6 protein-coding genes and 1 CRISPR repeat array are annotated in these 23,443 nt (G+C 52.0%); all 6 genes read left to right on the top strand.

The window, feature by feature from the left end; translation table 11 throughout:
* The first annotated feature begins 12 nt into the window (after positions 1-12).
* The 6 genes from Z042_RS24410 (at position 13) to Z042_RS00255 (ending at position 23,296) form a co-directional block, all read left to right on the top strand.
* Positions 13-11,232, top strand: coding sequence for an amino acid adenylation domain-containing protein (locus tag Z042_RS24410; RefSeq protein ID WP_335337256.1), 11,220 nt, complete (start codon positions 13-15; stop codon positions 11,230-11,232).
* Between the two features lie 192 nt (positions 11,233-11,424).
* Positions 11,425-12,413: a CRISPR direct-repeat array (repeat unit 28 nt; unit sequence GTTCACTGCCGCATAGGCAGCTTAGAAA).
* A 225-nt stretch (positions 12,414-12,638) separates the two neighbouring features.
* Positions 12,639-16,355 carry a DUF4132 domain-containing protein gene (locus tag Z042_RS00275; protein WP_024913663.1) on the top strand — a complete coding sequence of 1,239 codons (3,717 nt, stop codon included), beginning with the start codon at positions 12,639-12,641 and terminating at the stop codon, positions 16,353-16,355.
* Positions 16,356-16,462: 107 nt separating this feature from the next.
* The gene (locus Z042_RS00270; protein WP_024913664.1) at positions 16,463-17,563 is read left to right on the top strand and encodes an ATP-binding protein; all 1,101 of its coding nucleotides are present in this window, start codon (positions 16,463-16,465) and stop codon (positions 17,561-17,563) included.
* Positions 17,564-17,577: 14 nt separating this feature from the next.
* Positions 17,578-20,109, top strand: coding sequence for a DUF5682 family protein (locus Z042_RS00265; protein WP_024913665.1), 2,532 nt, complete (start codon positions 17,578-17,580; stop codon positions 20,107-20,109).
* Complete coding sequence (locus Z042_RS00260) at positions 20,106-21,257, top strand: VWA domain-containing protein (protein ID WP_024913666.1); 1,152 nt, start codon at positions 20,106-20,108, stop codon at positions 21,255-21,257. Before Z042_RS00265 ends, Z042_RS00260 begins: the two co-directional genes overlap by 4 nt.
* Positions 21,254-23,296 carry an SWIM zinc finger family protein gene (locus Z042_RS00255; RefSeq protein ID WP_024913667.1) on the top strand — a complete coding sequence of 681 codons (2,043 nt, stop codon included), beginning with the start codon at positions 21,254-21,256 and terminating at the stop codon, positions 23,294-23,296. Before Z042_RS00260 ends, Z042_RS00255 begins: the two co-directional genes overlap by 4 nt.
* Positions 23,297-23,443 lie beyond the last annotated feature (147 nt).

Genomic DNA, 23,443 nt, shown 5'->3' with positions numbered 1-23,443 from the left:
ACTAAGTATAATATGGTAATGGACCAAACTATTTCAGGTGGATTAGATATCCATAGGCTGGATAGAGCAGTCAAAAGGGTTATTGCCAAATATCCTGTATTACATAGTCACTTGATTGAGGAGGGCAATGAGCTTTTATGGTGCCCAAATGGAGAAGATACCGTAATAGCATTGGAAAAGTGCGATAGTCTGCAATCATTGGCAAGGTTGGCTGCACAGCCTTTTGATTTAAATAAAGGCCCACTATTACGCTATGGACTGTATCAGGATCGCCAAAATGATGTCTATGAGTTTGTTCTGGTTTTACACCATATTACGGTTGATGGATTCTCGACGGCTGAGCTGTATGCTGAAATATCGCATGCCTATAATGATGAAATATTGCCCGATGATGATATTCATCAGGCAGGAGATATCACTGATAAGTACCAAGAATATCGGCTGAAATTAAATGAGATATCTACTGCCAACCCGGCTGAATTCTGGAAAAAAACCTTGAGAGGCTTGCCAGAAATTAATGAACTTCCCTATATACATCACCCTGATAACCAAGCCGTAGGCCAGTACATACAATTCTCATTATTTCTCGAAAAATGGTATGGATTGAAATCATCCATCAGACATGCTAATGAATTCCTGATCTTTAAAACGGTATGGGCATTATTGATCGCACGCTACTGCCAGAGTGAGGCGGTGCATATTGCTTACCCCGTTTCGATGGAGAGTGGTAGTCATCTGAAGTTAGGGGCGCAGGTGAATACGGCGGTATTTCCATTCTTTGTCCACTCTGGGGATAACTTCGCTGATATTTACCAGCGCACTTTGGCCCACAGCCGGGCGTTGAAAGCCAAGCCGGGTTTACGTTTTACCCGTTGGCCAATCTACGAGGTGTTGCAAAATAGTGGGATACGTTTGAATGTCAGCTTTGCGCAGGCCCATCTCAACAATCTTACATTGGCGCTGGTGGGGTGCCAGGCCCTGTGTAACCACCGGTTTGACAATAGCCTGGCCAATGCCGAGCTGGTGTTGGAGTATCAGGAACAGAGTGAAAATATCGTCTTTCGCATCCGCTATGCGCCGGATCTGTTTACACCACAGCAAATCAGCGCGATGGCCGAACAATATCAACAGTTATTGCATCAGGTGCTGTTGCACCCGGAAAAACCCGTCGACAGTTTCCCATCGCTTACCCCGGCTCAGCATCACCAACAGCTGTTCGATTGGAACACCCAGCCATCAGCGGTGGTTATGGCCGCAGGAACCTTGCCGCAGGCTATCGCAGATCAGGCGCTGCAACACCCACAGCGGATTGCCTTGGCCGATGACCAGCAGCAGTTAACCTATCGCGAGCTTGAGCAGAAAAGTAATCGGCTTGCCCGCCAGATCATCAAGCATTATCAGCATATTACGCAAAAAGATATCGGTGCAGATACCTTGATACCTTTTTGCCTGAATCGTGGCGTGGAGATGATCGTCACCATGCTGGCGATTATGAAAACAGGGGCGGCTTATATCCCGCTGGAGCCACAGCTTCCCAAGCAGCGTATCAGCTATATTCTGGCCGATAGCGGAGCCGAGCTGTTGATCACCGAACCGGGTTTGCAGGCGAAGTTGCAGGATATGGCCTTGCCTGCGGCGTTGTGGGTGTTGGATGACGTGGCTGCTGGCGACGATACGCCGTTGGCGGTTGCACCCGCTCCCCAGCAGTTGGCCTATGTGATTTATACCTCGGGCACTACTGGCCAGCCCAAAGGAACCCTGCTGGAACACCAAGGGGTGCTCAATATGGTACGTGGTTTCCAGGCCGCAATCAGCCGCCCTGGGGAAGCGCTGTGCTGCCTGCAATTTGCTTCCGTGGTGTTTGACGCCCACGTGGCTGAAACCTATATCGCTCTGTGTGGTGGGCATACGCTGGTGGTGGCTTCTGAGGAACAGCGCCACGATCTTCCCGCGCTATTGGCGCTGATTGAGCACCATCAGGTTGATTTTGCCATCCTGCCGCCCGCGTTATTAAAGTTACAGCCGAAAATACCGGAGTGTTTGTCGCGGATGATGGTGGCAGGTGAAGCGGCTTCTCAAGTATGCCTTGATCATTACACCAGGCTGGGGCACCGGTTGTTTAACGGCTACGGGCCTTCAGAGGCCAGCGTTTGCAGCTCCATTAATCTTTATCAGTTTAACGGGGCCAATAATATCGGGCGGCCGCTCCCGGGCGTGCGTCTTTACGTGTTGGATCATCGGCAGCAACCGCTGCCGGTTGGGGTGGTTGGTGAGCTGTATATTGCCGGGCTTGGGCTGGCGCGGGGGTATCTGAATCAGCCGCAGCTGACACAGGAAAAGTTTATTGCCAATCCTTTCGCGGCGGCAGGTGAAACCGACTATCAGCGGCTTTACCGCAGCGGCGATCTTGTCCGCTGGCTGCCAAGTGGCGAACTGGAATATGTCGGCCGTAACGACTTTCAGGTCAAGATCCGCGGCCATCGGATTGAGCTAGGCGAGATAGAACAGGCCTTTGTGGCGGTGACCTCGGTAGCCCACTGTGCGGTGGTGATTCAAGGGCGCGAGACACCGCGCATTGTTGCTTATTACGTTACCGAAATAACGCTGAATGATGAGCAGGTAAAACGCCAACTGGCTGAACTGCTGCCGGACTATATGGTGCCTGCGGCGCTGGTGCAGCTGCCAGCGTTGCCATTGACCATCAATGGCAAGCTGGACACGCGTGCACTGCCGGAACCGGACTACAACCAGATATGCCATGATTATCGCCCTGCTACCACCTATCAGGAAAAGCAGTTGCAGGCGGTCTGGCAGCAGGTGATGGGGCTGGAAGATATCGGCATTAACGATGATTTCCTGCGCCTTGGCGGGGATTCCATTACCGCGATCCGGTTGGTGTCCGAGATGCGGCGGGTCGGCATGGCCTTCCGCACGCAGGATCTTTATCAGTATCGCTCTATTGCCGGGTTGCTGGAGAATGTTGCTGCTGAAGCCTGGCCCGGCACGCTGCTGGCTGAACAGGGGAATCTCAGCCAAGGTATTCCTCTGGCGCCGACCCAGCAATGGTTCTTTGACCAGGCGTTTGAGCAGGAAAATTACTGGAATCAATCGTTCCTGACTCGTGTGCCAGCGTTGGATCTGGGCCGCCTGCAACAGGCGGTTGAGGCGCTGGTGAATCACCATGACATGCTGCGGGCCGGTTTTACGCCAGAGCCGCAGGGTTATCGCCAGTATTATCAGGCAGAACTTGTCCCTCATCCTATCAAGCACTGCAACCGGGCCGAGCTGGCCGAGGCGGAATTGGCGGCGCTATTCAGTGCGTGGCAAAGTGGGTTTGATTATCAGCAAGGCCCTCTGTGGCAGTTTGGCTATGTTGATGGCTATCAGGACGGTTCTGCGCGTATTTTCTTCGCCTGCCATCACCTGATTATCGATGCGGTATCCTGGCGCATTCTGGTAGAGGATCTGCGCCGCCTGTACCTTGGCGAAGCATTGGGGCCTAAATCAGCCAGCTATCGGCAATGGGTGAATGCACTGCTGGATTATGCCCCGGCCGATGAGGCGGAAAGGGATTACTGGCGGCGGCAATGCGAACAACAGCGGGATTATCGTGCCGCTTTCGCATTGAGTGATGAACTGAACCTGCATTATGGCCAACTGGCCCCCGAAGCCACTGAACGGCTGGTGCAGATGAGCGCACCGGTGAATGAGGTGCTGTTGGCCGCGCTGTTGCGCACCTTGCGGCATTACAGCCATACGGGCAGCCATACGCTGATGTTAGAGGGCCATGGCCGTGATTTACCCGGCGGCCAACTGGACGTTGGGCGCACCCTCGGCTGGTTTACCGCGTTGTACCCGGTGAACTTTAACCTGGCGGAGAATCCGCAGGCCGATATTGCACAGGTTCACTGCGCGCTGGAGGCGGTGCCCAATCAGGGCATCGGTTATGGTGTGCTCCGTGGGCGGGAAACCGCAACCGCACATCGCCTGGAACTGCGTTACCCAGGGGTGGTATTTAACTATCTGGGGCAATTTGCCGATCGTGAGGCAGACTGGCAACTGTCTGCCGAGTTCGCTGGGCAAAACAGCCACCCGGCCAATACCAGCCGTGATCTGCTGATCCTCAACTGCTGGGTTGCCGACGATCAACTGGCTTTCCGCCTGGATGGGATGCTGGCGGCAACGGCATTGGCGGACATTGCCCGGCAATGGCTGCATGAAGTGCAGCTGTTGCTTGAACAGGGTGCGCTGGCAAGCGGCAATGAACTGCCTGCTACCCTGCAACAGGCGCTGCAACAGCGTTATGCGCCACAGGCGATCTTCCCCTGTAATAGCCTGCAACAGGGGTTTATTTATCATTATGTCAGCCAACCGGACGACCCCAGCTATCGCGTGCAAATGGTGCTGGATTACTTTACCGCGCTCAATCCGGTGTGCTACCGGCAGGCGTGGGAAATAGCGGTGGCGCGTTACCCGATTCTGCGCACCTGCTTCAACTGGCAGTGGCAGCCGCTACAGGTGATTTGCACTGAGATAGCGCTTGATTGGCAATACCTGGACTATCAGCCACAGCAGGATTGGCAGGCTTCCCTGAGCCAATTGTGCAGCCAGCAGCGTGCCCAGGCGTTTGATTTGCAGCAGCCTGGCTTGTTCCGCCTGCGGCTGGTGCGGATTAGCGCGCAACATTCTTGCCTGGTGTATACCGTACATCACAGCATCACCGACGGTTGGAGCGGCCAGTTGTTGCTGGACTATGTACACCAGACCTACCTGAAATTGCTGGCGGGGCAGCGGCCAGACGTCCGGCAGGAAACCACCTATCTGCAAGTACAACGCTATTATCTGGAGCAGGCGGCGAATAGCCGGGCCTATTGGCAACAGCGCCGGGTTGATCAATATCAGGCCAATGACATCTCATACCTGCTCAGCGTGCCTTATGAACCCAAGAACCTGGTAAATTGCGAGCAAACCACGCTCAAACGCCTGTTACCGGCGGCCGTGTTTTCATCGTTGCAGCAGCTTTCCCAGAATCAGGGGGTGACGCTGAATGTGATGTTGCAGTTTGCCTGGCATAAGTTATTGCATGTTTACAGCCGGCAGGAAGTGACGCTGGTTGGCACCACGCTGTCTGGCCGTAACTTGCCGATTGAGGGGATTGCGGAAAGCGTCGGTTTATATATCAATACTTTGCCGCTGATGGTGAGCTGGGATAACGACCACAGTTGTTTGCAGCAGTTGCAGGCCATTCAGTGCTCCCTGAACGAACTGGATGAACACAGCTATCAACCTCTGGCGGAATTGAGCCGTGGGGGCGCAGCGCTGTTCCACACGTTGCTGGTGTTTGAAAACTATCCGAACGTAGATATGCATGAGATGCAGGTCAGCATACGTTCTACCGCCGAGAAAACGGATTATCCGCTCAATCTGCTGGCCCATAACGAAGGTGATGGGCTGATGCTTTCACTGGCGTATGCCAGCGCCTATCTGACCGAGCAAAAAGCCGACACGTTGTTATCCCTGCTGGCGACTCTGCTGACGCATCTGCCCACTCATCTGTGCGTTCCGCATCATCAATTACCCCTCTTGGCGGTTACGGCACCGGCCAGGCAGCCCGCGCCTGCGGCCAGCCCGGCGGTTAACCCCGGTTTGGCTTTGCACCAGAATTTTATGGATTATGCGTTACAGCACCCGCAGGCTATCGCCATTGTCGATGCACTGGGGAATTGCAGCTATGGTGAGCTGTATCAGGCGGCGCTGGTGCTGTCGAACCAGATACGCCAGTGTGCAGGCCGTGATTCGGCGTTGGTGGCGATTCTGCTGGATAAAGGGCGGGCGCAAATCACCGCGGTGCTGGCGGTGTTGATGGCAGGCAAAGCCTATCTGCCCATGGATAAAGCGTGGCCGGAAAAACGCCGTTTGGCGATTGTTGAGCAGGCTGGCGTAGGGATTGTCCTTGGCGATGAACCCTGGCAAAACGCGGCGTTCACATCCCTGTTGCTGGATGAGACAGGGAAAGCCGCAGGCATCGCTTGCCCGCAGGCGTTGTTAGCGCCACAGCACGTGGCGCCGGATGCGTTAGCCTATGTAATCTTCACCTCCGGCTCTACCGGGGTGCCGAAAGGCGTGGCGATCTCCCATGCGGCGATCCAGAACACCATTACCGCTCTCAACGCTCGGTTGCAGGTTGGCCCGCAAGATGCGGCGTTTGCCATCAGCGCCCTGAGTTTTGATGTGTCGGTCTATGATATTTTTGGCGTACTTTCAGTCGGTGGGCGTTTAGTGATCCCAACCGAGGTACAGCGCTATCAACCTCAGGTTTGTTATCAACTGGTATTGCAGCATCAGGTAACGATTTGGCAGTCAACGCCGGCCTTGTTTGATCTGTTGCTTCAGCACGTTGAGCAATACGCCGCCGAAGCGGTTTCTCCATTGCGAGTGGTAATGCTGGGTGGGGATTGGGTGGCGCCGGCTTTGGCTCAGCGCTGCCATGCCTGGGCTGCACAATGCCGTTTCTTCAACTGCTGGGGAGTCACTGAATCTGCAATCTGTTCAACCATGTATGAGGTTGAGCACCTGGAAAGCTTTACCCAAAGTATTCCGCTTGGGGTAACGCTGGCGAATCATGCACTTTATGTTCTGGATGCCGCACTGCAACCCTTGCCGCAGGGCGTGGCCGGTGAACTGTATATCGGCGGCGTGGGGTTGGCACAGGGCTATTTCAACGATCCTGAGCGCACGAGTGAACGCTTTATTTTTCATCCCGTTAGCGGGGAGCGCCTTTATCGCACCGGGGATTTAGGGCGCGTGCTGGAAGACGGGGATACCGAGTTCCTGGGCCGCGTCGATTTTCAGGTTAAACTCAATGGTTACCGCATCGAGCTGGGGGAAATCGAGCGTGCGTTGTCTGGCGTAGCGGAGATTAGCCAGTGCGTGGCGCTGGTAACGGCCTGTTCCCCGCGGATTTTGTTGTACTACACCGCCAGCCAAGAGATGGATAAAGCCTACCTGCATAGCCTGTTGGCACAGACGTTGCCGGAATATATGCGCCCGGCCGATCTGATTGCCTTAGAGAGTTTCCCGCTGAGCGTGAGTGGGAAAATCGATCGCCGTGCGCTGCCAGAGCCAGAACCTAGCGTTAACCCGCGGGCCTATGTGGCACCCAGCAGTGAACAGGAAAGGCTTTGCTGCGAGCTGTGGGCCGAGGTGCTGCGCTGTGAATCGGTTGGCATTGACGATAATTTTTACAGCAGCGGCGGTAATTCGATCCAGGCCATCACCTTATGTAACCGGCTGAGCCAGGTTCTGGCGCGAGAAGTCACCTTTGCGCTGTTCAGCGCTAACCCGACCGTGCGGCAGCTTTGCCAGCAACTGGCGCACCCGGCAGAGGCGCAGTCACCTTGGCCGATCGCCGCACAATCGCTGAGCAGATATCCGCTTTCGTCCTCACAGATGCGTTTGTGGTTTATCGAAGAACTGATCCAGGGCAGCCATCTCTACCATGTTCCGATGCTGTTTGAGCTGGGGGCAGAGATCGAGGTTGATACCTATCTGTTGGCGTTGCAGGCGGTGGTAAAGCGCCACCATTTACTGCGCAGCACGGTGGTGCAGCGGGCGGAGGACGGCAGCACGCAGTCTGTTCTGCAACACAAACCGCTGCCGGTTGAACGCCTGCGACTGGAAGCCAGCGAATGGGAGCCCGCGCTGACTGCCGCTATTCATCGGCCATTTGATCTGCGGAAAGAGTATCCGCTCCGCCATTTGCTGATTGAACGCCGGGAAACTAACGGCCAGTTAACCCGCTTCTCTTTGCTCAACTTCCATCACATTGTTTTTGATGGTTGGTCGGCTAACCTCCTGCTGGCGGAGCTGGAGGCGCACTATGCGTTCTTGGCTTGGGATGCTGCATTGGCGGTGCCTGAATTGACGATCCAATATGCCGACTATGCCCGTTGGCTGGATTGCCAGCCGGAGAGCGAGCGCCACCAGGTTCGGCAGCGGTTCTGGCTGGATAAAATGCAGGGGTATCAGCAGCTGGCGCTGCCCACCGATTATCCGCGGCCAAAAGAGTTTGATCACCGTGGCGCCACCGTTCCGTTCCAACTGGATATTGAACTGAGTGAACAACTGCGTAACCTGGCCAGAGAGACCGGCGTTACGCTACATGCGGTGTTATTAACCGCTTTTACCCTGTTGCTCGGTAAATACAGCAATCAGCAGGATATTATTATTGGCGCGCCGGTAGCCAACCGCCCGCATGCGCAGGTTGAACCCTTGATTGGCCTGTTTGTGAACACGCTGGCGCTGCGTAATGTGATCCAGCCGGAAATACGCGTTGATGAGATGATTCGGCAGGTGTTTGCCAATACCGTCGCCTGCCAGGCATATCAGGATATGCCGCTGGAAACCTTGGTTGAAAGCCTGAACGTTGAGCGCGATCTGTCCAGGCAACCGCTGTTCCAGGTGGTATTCAGCGTTGAGCAGGCGATTGGGGGGCAGCAGGAAAAACCGTTGTTTACTCCGCTTGATCTTAGCCATTGTTACCAGGTGGCGAAATTCGATCTTGGCCTGATGATCGAAGACGGGCAACCACGGTTGGCCGCCAATCTCAACTACGCCTGTGCGCTATTTTCACCAGAGACGATCAACGGTTTTATTCAGCATTTCCAGCAACTCTTGCGCACCATGGTGCAAACACCAGCGGTAAACGTCGCCGATCTGAGCCTGCTGAGCGCTGCTGAGCAGTGCAAGCTGCTGCAACCGGTGGTTGAAACGCGGCCATCTGCCGAATATGCCAGGGCTATTCATGATGGTTTTATGCAGTGGGCGCAAGAGCACCCCTATGATATTGCGCTGATTGACGCGCAGGGGCGTTATACCTACGGCCAGTTGTATCAACAGGCGCTGGTGCTCTCTAACCAGATCCGGCAGGGCAATGTTGATAGCTCGGCATTAATTGCGGTGGTGTTGGATAAGGGGCGGGCGCAGATTGTTGCGGTGCTGGCGGTGTTAATGGCGGGCTGCGCTTACCTGCCAATGGATGCTTCCTGGCCGGAAAACCGGCGGTTGGGCGTCATACAGCAAGCCGGTTGCCGCCTGGTGTTAACCGATCACCCCTGGCTGCACAATACATTCACAACCATTTGCCTTGATGAGGCCGGGCGGGCTCGTGGCCTGCCTTATCCCGGTAAGCTGTTGCCACCGGAGCCGATAATGCCTGAGCAGTTGGCTTATGTGATCTTCACATCCGGCTCGACAGGCGTGCCGAAAGGGGTGGCGATTCAGCACATGGCAGCCAATAACACCCTGGTTGATATCAATCAACGCCTGAACGTTGGCCCGGGTGATGCCGCTTTAGCCATCAGTGCGCTGAGTTTTGACCTGTCCGTCTATGATATTTTTGGTTTGTTATCGGTAGGGGGGCGTTTGGTGATCCCCAGTGAAAAACAGCGCTATCAGCCGGATGCTTGGTGCCAGCTGATGCTTGAGCATCGGGTGACGCTGTGGCAGTCTGCCCCGGCATTATTTGAATTGCTGATGCAATATGTCGAACGGGAAAAAATCCAACCGAATCATTGGTTAGGCCGAGTGATGCTGAGTGGTGATTGGATCCCGGTTAACCTGCCGCAGCGCTGCCATTGTTGGGCACCTGACTGCCGCTTCCTCAGTGCGGGCGGTGCTACGGAGGTGGCAATCTGGTCTATTGTGTATGAAGTTGAGAAAGGGGCCACGTTCCAGCAAAGCATTCCTTATGGCAGTGCACTCACTAATCAGCATTTTTATATTCTGGATGAACAGTTGAGTCCGGTGCCTGCAGGCATTGTTGGGGAATTGTACATTGGTGGCGTCGGGCTATCGACAGGATATTACAACGATCTGGACCGAACCTCAGAACGGTTTATTCGGCATCCGGTTACCGGGGTGCGGCTCTATCGTACTGGCGATCTTGGCCGCTGGCTGGCCGATGGCAATATTGAATTCCGTGGCCGTATTGATAGTCAGGTTAAAATCAATGGCTACCGGGTTGAGTTGGGGGAAATCGAAAGCACCTTGATGGATTTTGGCGCGATCAAACAGTGCCTGGTGGTGAAATCAACTGGTGAACAGGAGCGATTAATCGCCTATTACGTGAGTGAGGTAGCGTTGGATCACTCACGTTTGCTGGCCCATGTGCAAGCGTGCTTGCCGGGGTATATGGTGCCTGCCGCGTTTATCCCCCTGGAGGCGTTCCCGCTCAACGCCAGCGGGAAAATAGACCGTCAACGGCTGCCTGCACCGGAATATACTCATGCTGAACGTGAGTATGTTGCACCTGAAAGCGAACAGGAGCGGCAACTGTGTGCATTGTGGCAGGAAGCATTGCAGCAGGAGACTATCGGGGTCACGGATGATTTTTTTGCCTGCGGTGGCAGCTCGATTCTGGCGATTTCACTGTGCCAGAAAATGTCCGGCTTATTGGCGGAAAGCGTGCCGGTGGTGAAGCTGTTTAAGCACCGGACCATCCGTGGCATGCTGACGGTGGAAAGTTATCAGCCGATTCAGCGCCTTAACCGTTACCAGCCGGACGCGGGGAATCTGTGGCTGATTCACCCGGCAATAGTGGGGTGTGAAGCCTACCTTAATTTTGCTCAGGCTCTGGAAGGGGAGATCAACTGCTTTGGGGTGGACAACTACAATCTTTATCACCAGCAGCAACTGGGCGATTTATCCGCCGTGGCGAGCTGTTATCTGGCCAATATGGAGCGGCAAGGGTTGTTGGATCAGCCCAGGGTGCAACTGTTGGGGTGGTCTTTGGGCGGGGTGATCGCTTTGGAGATCGCGGCAAGATTGGAGGCGCGTGGTATTCAACAGATCCAGCTTTATCTGTTGGACAGTTTCTATCAGGCCAAGGTGAATTATCAGGATATGCCGGATTTGCGCAGAAAGATGCTGGCAGAGATGGGGATTGATGGAGAGGCCGTCCTGCGTGCTTTGGCCGTGGAAGCCGCAGAACATGCGATTAGTCAGGGGCAGCTTTCTGGCCGCCTGCGGCATACTCAGGTCACGCTATTCAAGGCGACACAAATATCCTCTTATTACCAGTCTTTGGTTGGCAGCGGAGCAACGTGGCTTAGCGAGGATAATGGGGTAGGGGCGGTCTGCGATCGGCTGAAGATTATCCCGCTGGCGTGTAATCACCATAATATTATCGATTGTGTTGCCGAGATTCGGGCGGTGATCAAACCGCTGCGCTGATGATCGTGTAATCGCGCCTTTATCTTTGATGAGGCGCGATTACAATAGCCAGATGTTGTTGACCCTCTTTTTTAGCCTATAAGTAATGTATTGATTTTAAAAAGGATAAAAGAACTCGGTAGAAAAAGGGTTTTTTAGCCATTGGTTATGTTACTCAATGATAATTAACGCGATTAACGCTATGTTTGAACAGTTCACTGCCGTATAGGCAGCTTAGAAAAGCCAACCGTTTATTGAAATGGTCAATGATTAGTTCACTGCCGTATAGGCAGCTTAGAAAAAAATCAAGCCATGCAGCAGCCAACAGAACCTGTTCACTGCCGTATAGGCAGCTTAGAAAACCGCATTAACGCAAAAATACGGGCCATTCATGTTCACTGCCGTATAGGCAGCTTAGAAATAAGCAGGCACCCCTCACAGAAACGCATAAATGTTCACTGCCGTATAGGCAGCTTAGAAATCACTATCATCTTGTTTAATATCGCTAATTCTGTTCACTGCCGTATAGGCAGCTTAGAAAAACGATATGAACCGGCTGAACTTCATTGTTCAGTTCACTGCCGTATAGGCAGCTTAGAAAAGTTTCCCGAGGAAGATAATGGCTGATAACGAGTTCACTGCCGTATAGGCAGCTTAGAAATGATGGACGTAAATTCTGCCCTCCTTCTGGTTGTTCACTGCCGTATAGGCAGCTTAGAAACAGGGAGCTGCGCAACGCGGTGGCGTCCATCTGTTCACTGCCGCATAGGCAGCTTAGAAACGGATGCTACAACGCAGCCGAGCCAGCTTGACGTTCACTGCCGCATAGGCAGCTTAGAAAGAGATAATCGCGTTTTTTGCGATTCCGGTGATGTTCACTGCCGTACAGGCAGCTTAGAAAAAGTGGGGCCCCGACTAATTCAGAGCATTCCGGTTCACTGTCGTACAGGCAGCTTAGAAAATAAAGATGTGCAGCACTTAAAACCACTCGGTGTTCACTGCCGTATAGGCAGCTTAGAAAGCTACGCGGTTCCCTGTTGACAGGGCGATGGACGTTCACTGCCGTACAGGCCGCTTAGAAAAAAGAAAGAGATGAAAAAGCGAGTAAAGATGAGTCCACTGCCGTACAGGTAGCTTAGAAATATACACCAACCCAGTGGTGGATCATCCGATTGTTCACTGCCGTACAGGCAGCTTAGAAAGTCGCAACCGAAATAATGGGTATGTGAAGGCACTGGCAAGGCGGCGGTGAGTGGGGAGAACGTAGCCGGAACAATGCCTGAAACATATGCTCTTTCCCTCGCCCGGTTAGTATTCGGGTGCATTCCCCTAAGTGCAGAAAAAAATCCCATAAGCGGATAGCGCTATTTCAGTGGCTATCATCATGGTAAAATGCTGTTTATTTATACATGATTAAAGGGACTGTCATGATAAGAAAACTCCTCGATCTTGTGCCGATCTTCGGTAAAAGTGACGTATCTATGATCGAAAAATTACTACAAGAGGTATTGCTTCCCCTCGCCGAATGTGATCAGGCGTTACCCAAAAAAGCATTACGGTATGTTATTGATGGTTCAAATACCGATGTATTTCTGGCATTGAGCCAGGTTGATGCAGCGAAGGCCGCAACATTACTCAAAACACCAGGAACGTTGGGCTGGTGGTATGGCGGTAATATCAATACCGGGAAATTCAACACATTAATGACGCAGGGCATTAATGCTCGCCATAAGCTTTATGCCAAAGTTGGGGAATCTTTCAGCAGTGAACAGTTGGTTCGCCTGGCAAAAGTTATCGCCGCTGCCTGTCAGGATATCAACATTAATCGTTACACCACGGAACTTCCAACCTGGGTGCTTTATCTGTTAGGGGATGCGTTTTACACCACGTTTAGCGAAAATCGAAAATTACATTTTGAACACCGCAACGGTTGGAACATCAAACTATTAGCCGATATCATCGCTCAAGAAACCGATAAACCGGCAGAGTTTGTTTTATTTGCGCTTTTTGATCGTAAAGATATCAACTCTTATCATACGGATAATCTGGGTCGCTTATTAAAAATGCCGGATATACCCGCATATCTTCAAGAGAAAAAAGAATTTGTCAGAAGTACATTAATTGAAAATTTATCAGCGAGTGGATTGGTTCAATTTATTCACTATCTGAACGCGAATACAACCATGCGTGATTTCTTTGCTGACGTGATTATCACCCTGGCTACCAACCCACAGAAAACCGTGCGCCGCGCTGCGGAACCCTTACTTAATACGTTACCGCCCGCTAGCGTTAAACAGCATCTGACCGAGATCCTGCTAAAGGGTGCGCCCAAACAGCGCTCACAGGCGGCGGATCTCTTTGCTCGTCAGGGCGAAAACCAGGACGTATTGCAGGCAGCATTAAAAACCGAAACCAGCAAAGCGGTGATAAAAAGCCTCGAAAGTGCGCTAAAACGCTTTGAGGTTGTTGAAAATGCCAACAGTATACAAGAAACGGCGCTGCCTGCGTTTGAATCATTACGTGATACGCTGCTACCGGAAAGCGCAAAAGATCTGCTGGTCAGTAATTACCAGGAGATGTTGGAAAATGCGCGTATCCGAGCTGAAAAAGAAATTGAAGATAATAAAACAGCAACCCACAAATACCAGTGGGCACAAGATTATTATAAACGCCTGGGTAAGTTTGATGAACAAAAGTGTCGTTCATTAATTGATAAGCTAAACAGCAGTAAGGCCGACTTTAATCATGAAGTTCGAGAGGTGCTTACCTATAAAAACCGCTTGTATAATTTGCCGGACTTTACGCTATTTCACGCTCTTCGCTTACTAAATTATAATTCCACCCTTAGCTCTTATCATTTAAACACGATCCCCGATCGGCTTATCGCCAATATTGAGTTACGCCAGTTGGAAGAGGTATTAGGCCAATGCCAGTTCCATGAACCTGCGCGAAAAGTTGCAGGATTGTTCCTTGGGTCCTACCAGGATGGATTACGGTTTTTCTCAAAACCGGAACAAGTTTGGCCGTTTTTTATTCAACACCCGGATTTTATCGCCGAGGCATTACAATTAATGCCAGATCAAAGTACACAGCGCTATCAGACATTTGAACTTTCACGGGCAATTAACGTGTTGGCGACGTACCCTTCTCCCCCGACACAATTTGTCCCACGCCTGATGGAACTGGCATTAGGCGAGAATAAAACACATCGTATCTCTGCGCAAAAACTGTTGGAGTCACTGCCAAACATCCATGAAAGTGCGCAAGAAGCGTTAACATCAAGTAAACAAGAAATCCGTATCACTGCGATCGATTGGCTTATGCGGCTCAAACATGCCGACTCCGTTGCGCATCTCTATACCCTGCTGAAAAAAGAGAAACGAGAGGTCGTCCGTGCCGCTTTATTAACCGCTCTTGAAGCGTTTGGCGAAGATATTTCTGATTACCTTTCAGAAAAAACCTTGCTTGCCGAAGCACACGCGGGGCTTAAAGCTAAACCCCCTGCGAGCCTTGCCGCCTGGTTTGACTTTAACTCATTGCCTGTTTTTCATTGGCAAAATAAGCAACCCGTTGATGCCAATATCATCCACTGGTGGATAGTCTTAGCCGCTAAATTAAAAGCCCCGGCAGGGAATGCGCTATTACAGCGTTATATCAGCCTGCTGTCGAAAGAGAGCCAGCAGAAACTCTCTGAACTGATTTTATATCGCTTTGTTGCTCAGGATACCAAAGGCCCAACCTTGGACGAGGCGATGGCGGAGGCACAGCGTGAAGCTCCTGGCAGATTGAGCGCGTATAAAAATTGGGCGAAAAGTTACCCGGAATATTATGCCCAATACGCAAGCTATACCCTTGAACAGGTCATTGAAAATATTAAAAGCGAAGTTCTGAAACGTTATCTTGGCTCCGCGATTAACGATAAAGGTCTGTTGGCGCTGGTGTGTGGTATTGAAGGGCACGTTGCCGTTTCTGTATTACGCAACTATATGCGCGATCACTACCCACGCCGTGCTCAGATAGAAGCGATGATCGAAGCGGTTGCGGTGAATAACGATCCGTTGATCATTCAGTTCTTGTTATCTCTTTCTCGCCGTTACCGTACCGCTTCGGTGCAGGAAAAAGCACGCTTGCTGGTGGCGCACATTGCCGAGCGCAACGGTTGGAGTGCGGATGAATTAGCTGATCGAACCATCCCGACCGCCGGTATGGATGATTCGGGAACATTGGTACTGGAATACGGCGCACGCACGTTCAGCGCCAAATTAGACGCCAAACAAAAACTGGTCTTGTTCAACCCTGAAGGCAAAGAGATTAAAGCGCTGCCCGCTGCCCGTAAGGATGACGATGAAGAACAGGCAAAAGAGGCCAAAAAATTATTCAGCACCAGCAAAAAGGAGCTAAAACAGGTTATCGAACAGCAGAGTGTGCGTTTGTATGAAGCCATGTGCGCCCAGCGTGAATGGCTTAGCGGGGATTGGCAGGAATACCTGTTCGGCCACCCGGTTATGCGCCGCCTGATTGAACAACTCGTCTGGCAGGAACTGAGTGGCGGTGAAGTCATTAACCAGTTCCGCCCTGCTGATGATGGCTGTTTGTTAGATCTTAATGATGATGAAGTCACGCTAAGCCCGAATTCAACCATCCGTTTGGCGCATGCGGCGCTGCTCAGCGAGGAGGATCGGCAGGCTTGGCTGGCGCATTTTAAAGATTACAAAATCAAATTCCTGTTTGCGCAAATGGTCAATACGCTGCCAGCGTTAGATCTGACACAGACAGAAATAGAAGACCGCAAAGGCTGGCTCACGGATGCCTTCACCCTGCGAGGTATTCTGACCAAGTTGGGTTATCAGCGGGGCCCGGCAGAGGATGGAGGGTCATTCAGTCATTACTACAAGCATTTCTCTAGCCTGAATTATTACGTCAATATTGGGTTTAGCGGCAGCTTTGTGCCAGAGGAAAATATTCCTGCGGTGTTATTCGATTTGAGTTTTGAAAAGAACCAACAGAATTATTGGAACCGCAACAATTCGCAATTGCAGCAGGTGCCGCCAATTTTACTGGCTGAAAGCTATGCGGATTATCTGAAGGTGGCCGATGCCTGTGCCGGTTTTGATCCCGAATGGGAAAAGAAAACGCCGTGGTGATCCCCACCCATTGATCCGTGCAAGCGGCAGAACAATTCATTGTTCTGCCGATTTATTTTCATGCCAGCATTCTTGTGCCCTGGCAGCAACAATAGCAGGAAGCCTTCATGACAGAAAAATCAGCATCAGTTATCCGGGAAAGTGCGGAAGTACGTTTTGCGGATGAATTAGAGCGCTTAACGCAGGCCGATAAAAACAACCCAAAACCACAGGGCTGGCTGCGTTCTCCCCGTGCCGTTCGCCGGTTTATTTTGGGCGATGATGAACTGAATATTACGCCAAAATTTTTTGGTGATGATGCACTGGTGGATCGCGCTATTGTGACCCTGTTGGGCAAGCAAGGGTTGATGTTGGTCGGGGAACCCGGTACGGCAAAATCCATGTTATCCGAGCTGTTTGCGGCGGCAATCAGCGGCGATTCCGGGCTAACCATCCAAGGAACGGCGGGAACAACGGAAGACCATATCAAGTACTCATGGAACTACGCCTTGTTGCTCGCGGAAGGGCCGACGCAGAAAGCGCTGGTGAGTTCTCCGCTTTATCAAGGCATGGTACAGGGGAAAATTGTCCGCTTCGAAGAAATCACGCGCTGCCCGCCAGAAATTCAGGACGTCCTGGTTTCGTTGATGTCAGAAAAACAGATGATGATCCCTGAAATGGGCGACGGCGCGCGCGTCAATGCTTGCCCGGGTTTTAACCTGATTGGTACGGCAAACCTGCGTGACCGTGGGGTCCATGAAATGTCTGCCGCGCTGAAACGGCGCTTTAACTTTGAAACGGTTCGCCCTATCCAGGATCCCGCGTTTGAAATTGAGCTGATCCACACACAGCTCAAGCGTGAACTGGGGGATTTAGCCAACGCGATCGTTATCCCGGAAAGCGTGATTGAATTGCTGGTGACCACCTTTCAGGAGCTGCGCTCCGGCAGCACGCGTGACGGCGGTAATATCCAAACGCCCGATGCGGTGATGTCCACAGCGGAAGCGGTCAACGTTGCCTATGCCTGCGCATTAGAAGCTCACTACCTTGGCGAAGGGGTTCTTCATGGTGGTGCAATCGCTCGCCAATTGATTGGTGTTGTTTTGAAAGACAATGCGGATGACATCAAGCGTATCCGCTATTACATGGACAATGTGGCTCGTGAGCGGGCGCGTAACCATGAAGATTGGAAAGCCTTCTTCCAGGCTTCTCGGGAATTCTGGCGATAAAAGGGAATGAAACGGTGAGTCTCTCTTCCATGGCCTTGCCTGCGCGCATCCGCGATGCGTTAGAGGCGTGGCAAGGTTTACAAGCAGCGCAGATCTACTTTGCACCGGTCAGGCACCATAGCCCAGCCTGTGCATACGCAGTGTTATCCCTGATTGAAACCGTTAAACCCGATCATATTCTGATTGAAGGGCCAGACAGCTTTAACGCCCTGATTCCGACTTTATTAGACCAACAGACATGCCCACCCGTGGCTATTCTGGGGCAAGCTGAGGCGCTAAAAAAAGGCGATGACACACCGCGCTCGGCCTATTTCCCATTTTGTGAATATTCCCCGGAATGGCAAGCGTTACAGGCTGGTCGGCAACAGGCGGCTACGTTGCGTTTCATCGATCTGCCGTGGAACGCACAGAGAGATGATGAGCAGCCGGATACCCATAGCCAAAGCCTGCAAAAAGAGCGCTATTTGGCGCACAGCCAGTTTATCAGCCAATTGGCAAAAAAATGTTATTGCCGGGATCACGATGAGCTGTGGGAGCATCTGTTTGAATTACGCACCGTTGCAGCGTTAACTGACTGGCAGAGGCTGTTTCATGACACCTTTATTTGGTGCGCGTTAGCACGGTTAGATTATGAACCCGAGGTGTTAGCCGCAGAAGGCTCTTCTCGCCGTGAAGCCCATATGTTGGCGCATATTCAAACGGTAAAACAGCAACAACCTCACGCACGCATTTTGGTCGTCACCGGGGGTTTTCACACCTTGGCGTTGATTGAAGGATTAGCTGATGCATTACCGCGGCAGTTTGCATTAACCGCTGACCAGCAACAACAATTCTTAGCGATGCAGAAACGGGCAGAAAAAGACAGCGCGTGGCTTATCCGCTACAGCTTTGACCGGTTGGATGCCCTGAATGGCTATGCGTCTGGCATGCCGTCCCCTGCCTATTATCAAAAAAGTTGGGAAAGCTTATTACAGCAGCGCCAGGAACAGGCGGAAAATCTACCGACACAGCATTATCGCACTCAGGCGGGCGTCGCTTTTTTAGCGACGGTTGCCCAAGCGCTACGTGAAAAGCACTTTGATAACCCGCCAAGCTACCTTAGCGTTAAACAAGCAGCCGAGCAGAGCTTGCAGTTGGCGGCACTGCGCAATCACCCTGGGCCAGGCCGATACGATCTGTTAGACGGTTTACAAAGCGCCTTTATTAAAGGCAGCCTGGATGAAAGCCAGCAAGAGCTGTGGTTGGCGATCAAAGCCTGTTTTTCCGGTTATCAACTCGGCAATATCCCTGTTGGCACCACCACACCGCCGTTGGTTGCTGAAACCTATGCACGCGCAGCGGCATTTCGTTTCAAACTTGATGACACCCTGGCAAAAACAACCAAGCTGGATATCTACCGTAATACACAGCATCGGCTGCGTAGCCGATTTTTACACCTCTTGTCGTTTCTGGATATTCATTTTGCCCGCCGCGTTAATGGCCCGGACTTTCTGGCAGGTCACCAGCTTGATTTGCTGTTTGAAGAGTGGCAATACGCCTGGACTCCGAACGTGGAAGGCGAACTTATCGCGCTGTCTGAAAAAGGGACGCAGTTGGAAGCGATTGCGCTCAATACCTTGCTGGTAATGGAAGAACAGCTTGAAGCACAAGGCCAGAACCGTTCCAGCCAGAACGCCGTTACCTTGTTAATTCAAGCCGCGCTGATTGGTTTGCAGCAGCGTATTCCTTCCTTATTCACTCTGCTCGATCGCTATATTCAACAGGATTTTCGTTTAGATTCGCTCACTGAATGCGGGCATAAACTGCTCCAGCTATGGCGCTGCCATACTTTATTAGATATCAGCGATGTAACGGCCATCGAAAATCGTTTTCATCAGCTGTTGCCGCAAACATTTTTCTGCCTTGAACACCTTGCGCAAGGGGATGAACAGCAGCAAGAGGTGCATTTTCAAGCGTTGCTGGCGCTGCGTGAACTGATTGGCCTGCTGCCAGAAATGGCTTTATCGCATGATTATCGGCACGATTTTTACCAGCAGCTTGCGCGTTTGAACGGCAAGCTGAACTCCGTGCCGCTGCTGAAAGGTGCGGTTGATGCTATCTGTTATTTAGACGATCAAGCGGATGCGGCCACGCTGACCACCCAACTGGACAACGCCTTCAGTACCGGTAGCGATCCTGAAAGCGCCGTGGCCTATTTTGTGGGGATCATGCGTACCGCCCCCGAATTGGCCCTGCGTTTGCCGTTGCTTATTGATAGTTTGAATCGCTATCTCGCCGGGTGGGACGAGCAACAATTTATCGGTATTCTGCCTGAGCTACGCTTTGCTTTTAGCCAGCTCACGCCAAAACAGAACGCCAATGTGGCGAGCTATATTGCGGATATCACCCAATCAAACGCGCAGGATCTCAGCTTGCATCAGGTTGAATTCAGCGACGCACAACTGCTAACCGCTCTCCATTTGGATCAACAGCTACAGCAATCATTAAGCGCCCAGGGATTATGGGATTGGTTTGGCGCAGAAACAGAGAAGGGAGCAGCCTCATGAGCCAGCAGGATGATTTTCCAGAGGATAAAGCGCAACATATTCGGCGCTGGCGGCTGGTGCTTGGGCAGTACGCTGATAACGCGTTGGGGCAGGTTGCCTTCAGCGCGGACGAATTAAAAGTGGAACGCACGTTAGATTATCTTTACCGCCGCGAATACCAGCGCCGGGGTATGCGCCAAGAAGCGGGGAGACATGGTTCATTAGATGCGTCACAGCTCACGGCGGTCAATTGGCTGAATCAGGCCCGCAAGCTGTTCCCCAGCAGCACCTTTGAGCGTATGCAATCTCAGGCCATTGAACGTTATCAAATCAGCAGTTTTCTCAACGATCCGCAAACCTTGAGAAGCATGGAGCCAACCAAAGCGCTGGCGAAAACGTTGATGAGCTTGCGCGGGCGGATGAATGAAGAAACCCGCGACGCGGTAAAAACCATTATTCGTCAAGTGGTTGAGGATATTCTTCGTCAAATTCAAAACACATTTCGCCAATCGCTTACCGGGCGGAGGAATCGTTTTCGGCGCAGTTTGATTGCCAACAGCCGTAACTTTGATTGGCGTAAGACCATTGCGGCTAACCTGAAGCATTACGATCCGCAGCAGCAACGCCTGGTCATCCAAACGCCCCATTTCAATTCTCGTATGCAGCAGCACATGCCGTGGGAGGTGATTCTCTGTGTCGACCAAAGTGGCTCGATGGCCAGTTCCATTATGTACGCTGCGATTTGTGCCAGTATTTTAGCCGCACTGCCGTCGGTCAGCGTATCGCTGGTGGTGTTTGATACCCAGGTGGTTAATTTAAGCCATCTTGCCCATGATCCGGTTGAGGTCTTGATGACCGTTCAGCTTGGCGGTGGCACCGATATCGCCGGGGCGATGCACTACTGCGAAACCCTGATCAAAAACCCCAAACGAACGGTATTCACCTTAATCAGCGACTTTGAAGAAGGCGCCTCGTTGAGCCGGTTACTGGCCTGTACCGAACGCATGAATAGCCAGCAGGTAAAAATGCTGGGGTTGGCTGCCCTTGATGATGAAGCATCACCGGTTTATGACACCGCCATTGCACAAAAATTGGCTGACCGAGGGATGCAGATTGCGGCGCTCACGCCAGATCATTTTGCCCAGTGGCTAGCGGAGGTGATGCAGTGAGCTGGCGTACCCTTTACACCCATTATGACGACGACGCCTTGATCGTCTTTGCCAATGCGGGTTTGCTGCGCCGTGCGCGTAAAGATCTCGACAAAGTCATATTAACGGATGCGGCTAACGGCGCTTTTAGCAGTGACGGGCAGGAGGTGGTGCTTGCTCCTGAAGGTATTCAAAAAGCACGCTGTAACTGTAGCGCACCAGGATGTTGTAAGCACATCTTGGCGGCCGTGCTTTGGCTACAGGCGAATGCGGCCCCAGCGGCAGCGCTGCCGAGTGCAGAAGAACCTTCTCCGCCGCTCTTGCCTGGGTTATTGGCACTGGATGCCGTGCAACTGATTAAAAAATCGAACAAGGCGGAGTGTCGGCTCGCCCTTAAATGGTGGCAGCAGTGGCAATCCATCACGCTGCGCCTTGAAGATAACGGCACGCAGCTCAAAATTTATCTGCCCGATTTCGACGAACCCATCATCTTTATGCACGCCAGTGGTTACGAGGGAATGCTGTCATCGTTGCCTGAGCAGCAGCAGAAAGCCATTCATCTGGCGGCGATTGCGAAACTTTTTGAGCAGCATGGGCAATCGTGGCCTTGGCCGGAGAATCTGACGGAAACTGACGGCCCACGCCCGCTGAGCGATGATGAAATTGCGCTAATCCACACGGTGAAAACGTTTATCCATTCACTGTTGCAGCAAGGCCTTTCTCACGTTAGCAAAAGCAGTGCAACACAGTTACATCTGTTGAATATGTCGGCGCGCGCAGAAGGGTTACCACGATTAGCGGCCTATTTGCGCGGGCTGAGTGGGCAAGTCGCACTCTTGGCGGAAAAGCATTTCACGCTGGATGAGAGCCAGGTTTTGCGCTATTTGGCACGGCTCTCGGCTTATCTTTATCAGCTAACTCATGCGCCAATAGCCACATTGCCGCAGGTGCGGGGGCAGCTTCGCCGTCAATATAATGAAAAAAACGACGTTCTTTCATTAGTTCCGATCAGCGCCAATTGGTGGTTGGCCGACAGCGGCGCGTTAGGTGCAACTTTTACGTTCTGGGACAGCGACAATCAACAGCTTTTACAAAGCACGCAGGCACGCGCTAACCGGCTTGATACGCAGTTCCACCGGCAAAATGTCTGGTCTTCGCTCTCTTTCTGGAAGCAGACGGCGGATAGCATGATGCGCAAACCGTTCCAACTCCATCATCCAAGGTTATCGGATGAAGGAACGCTGGCCGCGAGCGGTGATGCATATGCCAAAACAGCGCCATCATTACTGTCAATAGATGCCTTGCAAACGCTGAAAACCCAATTTGGCACCGATAACTGGCAAACGCTTGAACACGACTTTGCGCAGCAGTTGGATGATTTCCTCACGCCTTATGTCTTGTACCCCAAGGATTACAAATCATTGGCGTGGTATGAAACGGAGCAATGTGTGGTGTGGGAAATCAACGATCGCGCCGATAATGCCGTATTTCTTCGGCTTTATTGGGGCAAGGCAGAACAAAGCAGCTTTGAAGAATTACGCTATATCACAGAAAAGCGGCTCACCGTTTTGGCGGTTTCTGTACAACCTGTCAGAAAAGAGCAGGGGATCGATTTTATTCCAACCACGCTGTGGTTGAAAAAGGAGGATGGCGTTGAGCTGTTCTATCTCGATTTTGACCATTACCCGCGTAAGAAAAAGCCTTCAATGTTTATCAGCCATATTCAAAACTATATGGCACGGAAGAAACAGCAGAGCGCGATTTTATTGGGTACGGTGCCAACTCTTGCCCAGCAGCTCAGCCGGCCACTCCTCTCTGTACTGGAAGCACAGGCCTGTACGGGGCGCTATGGTTTATCCCCTCAGCAAAAAAACGATTTGGCGCAGTGCCTGCAAACCGCCAATGATTTAGGGATGGCATTTCTGGCTAGCCAGCTAAAACATTATCTTGCGCAACCGGTAAGCCAAGCTGAAAACCTGTTACGCCTGATTTGGTTGTGTGACCGGCTGCAACAGCTGCAAAGCCCATTACCCATTCACTTAACGGGTGCAGAGCCTTAATCACGTTTAGCTCTAACCACCCGGTTAGCAGTGCAGTGTTTGGCTGGGTGGTGCAGGGCTACGGGGCGTTCACGCTTATTTTTGTGATGGCCTTTGCAATACGGTGTTATCTCATTTGCATTTAACCTTCAAATTATTGAATATTTA

It is taken from the genome of Chania multitudinisentens RB-25, from assembly GCF_000520015.2.
GTDB classification, from domain to species: Bacteria; Pseudomonadota; Gammaproteobacteria; order Enterobacterales; family Enterobacteriaceae; genus Chania; species Chania multitudinisentens.
The sequence above is the reverse complement of the archived record's forward strand: the minus strand, read 5'-3'. Positions and strand labels throughout refer to the sequence as shown.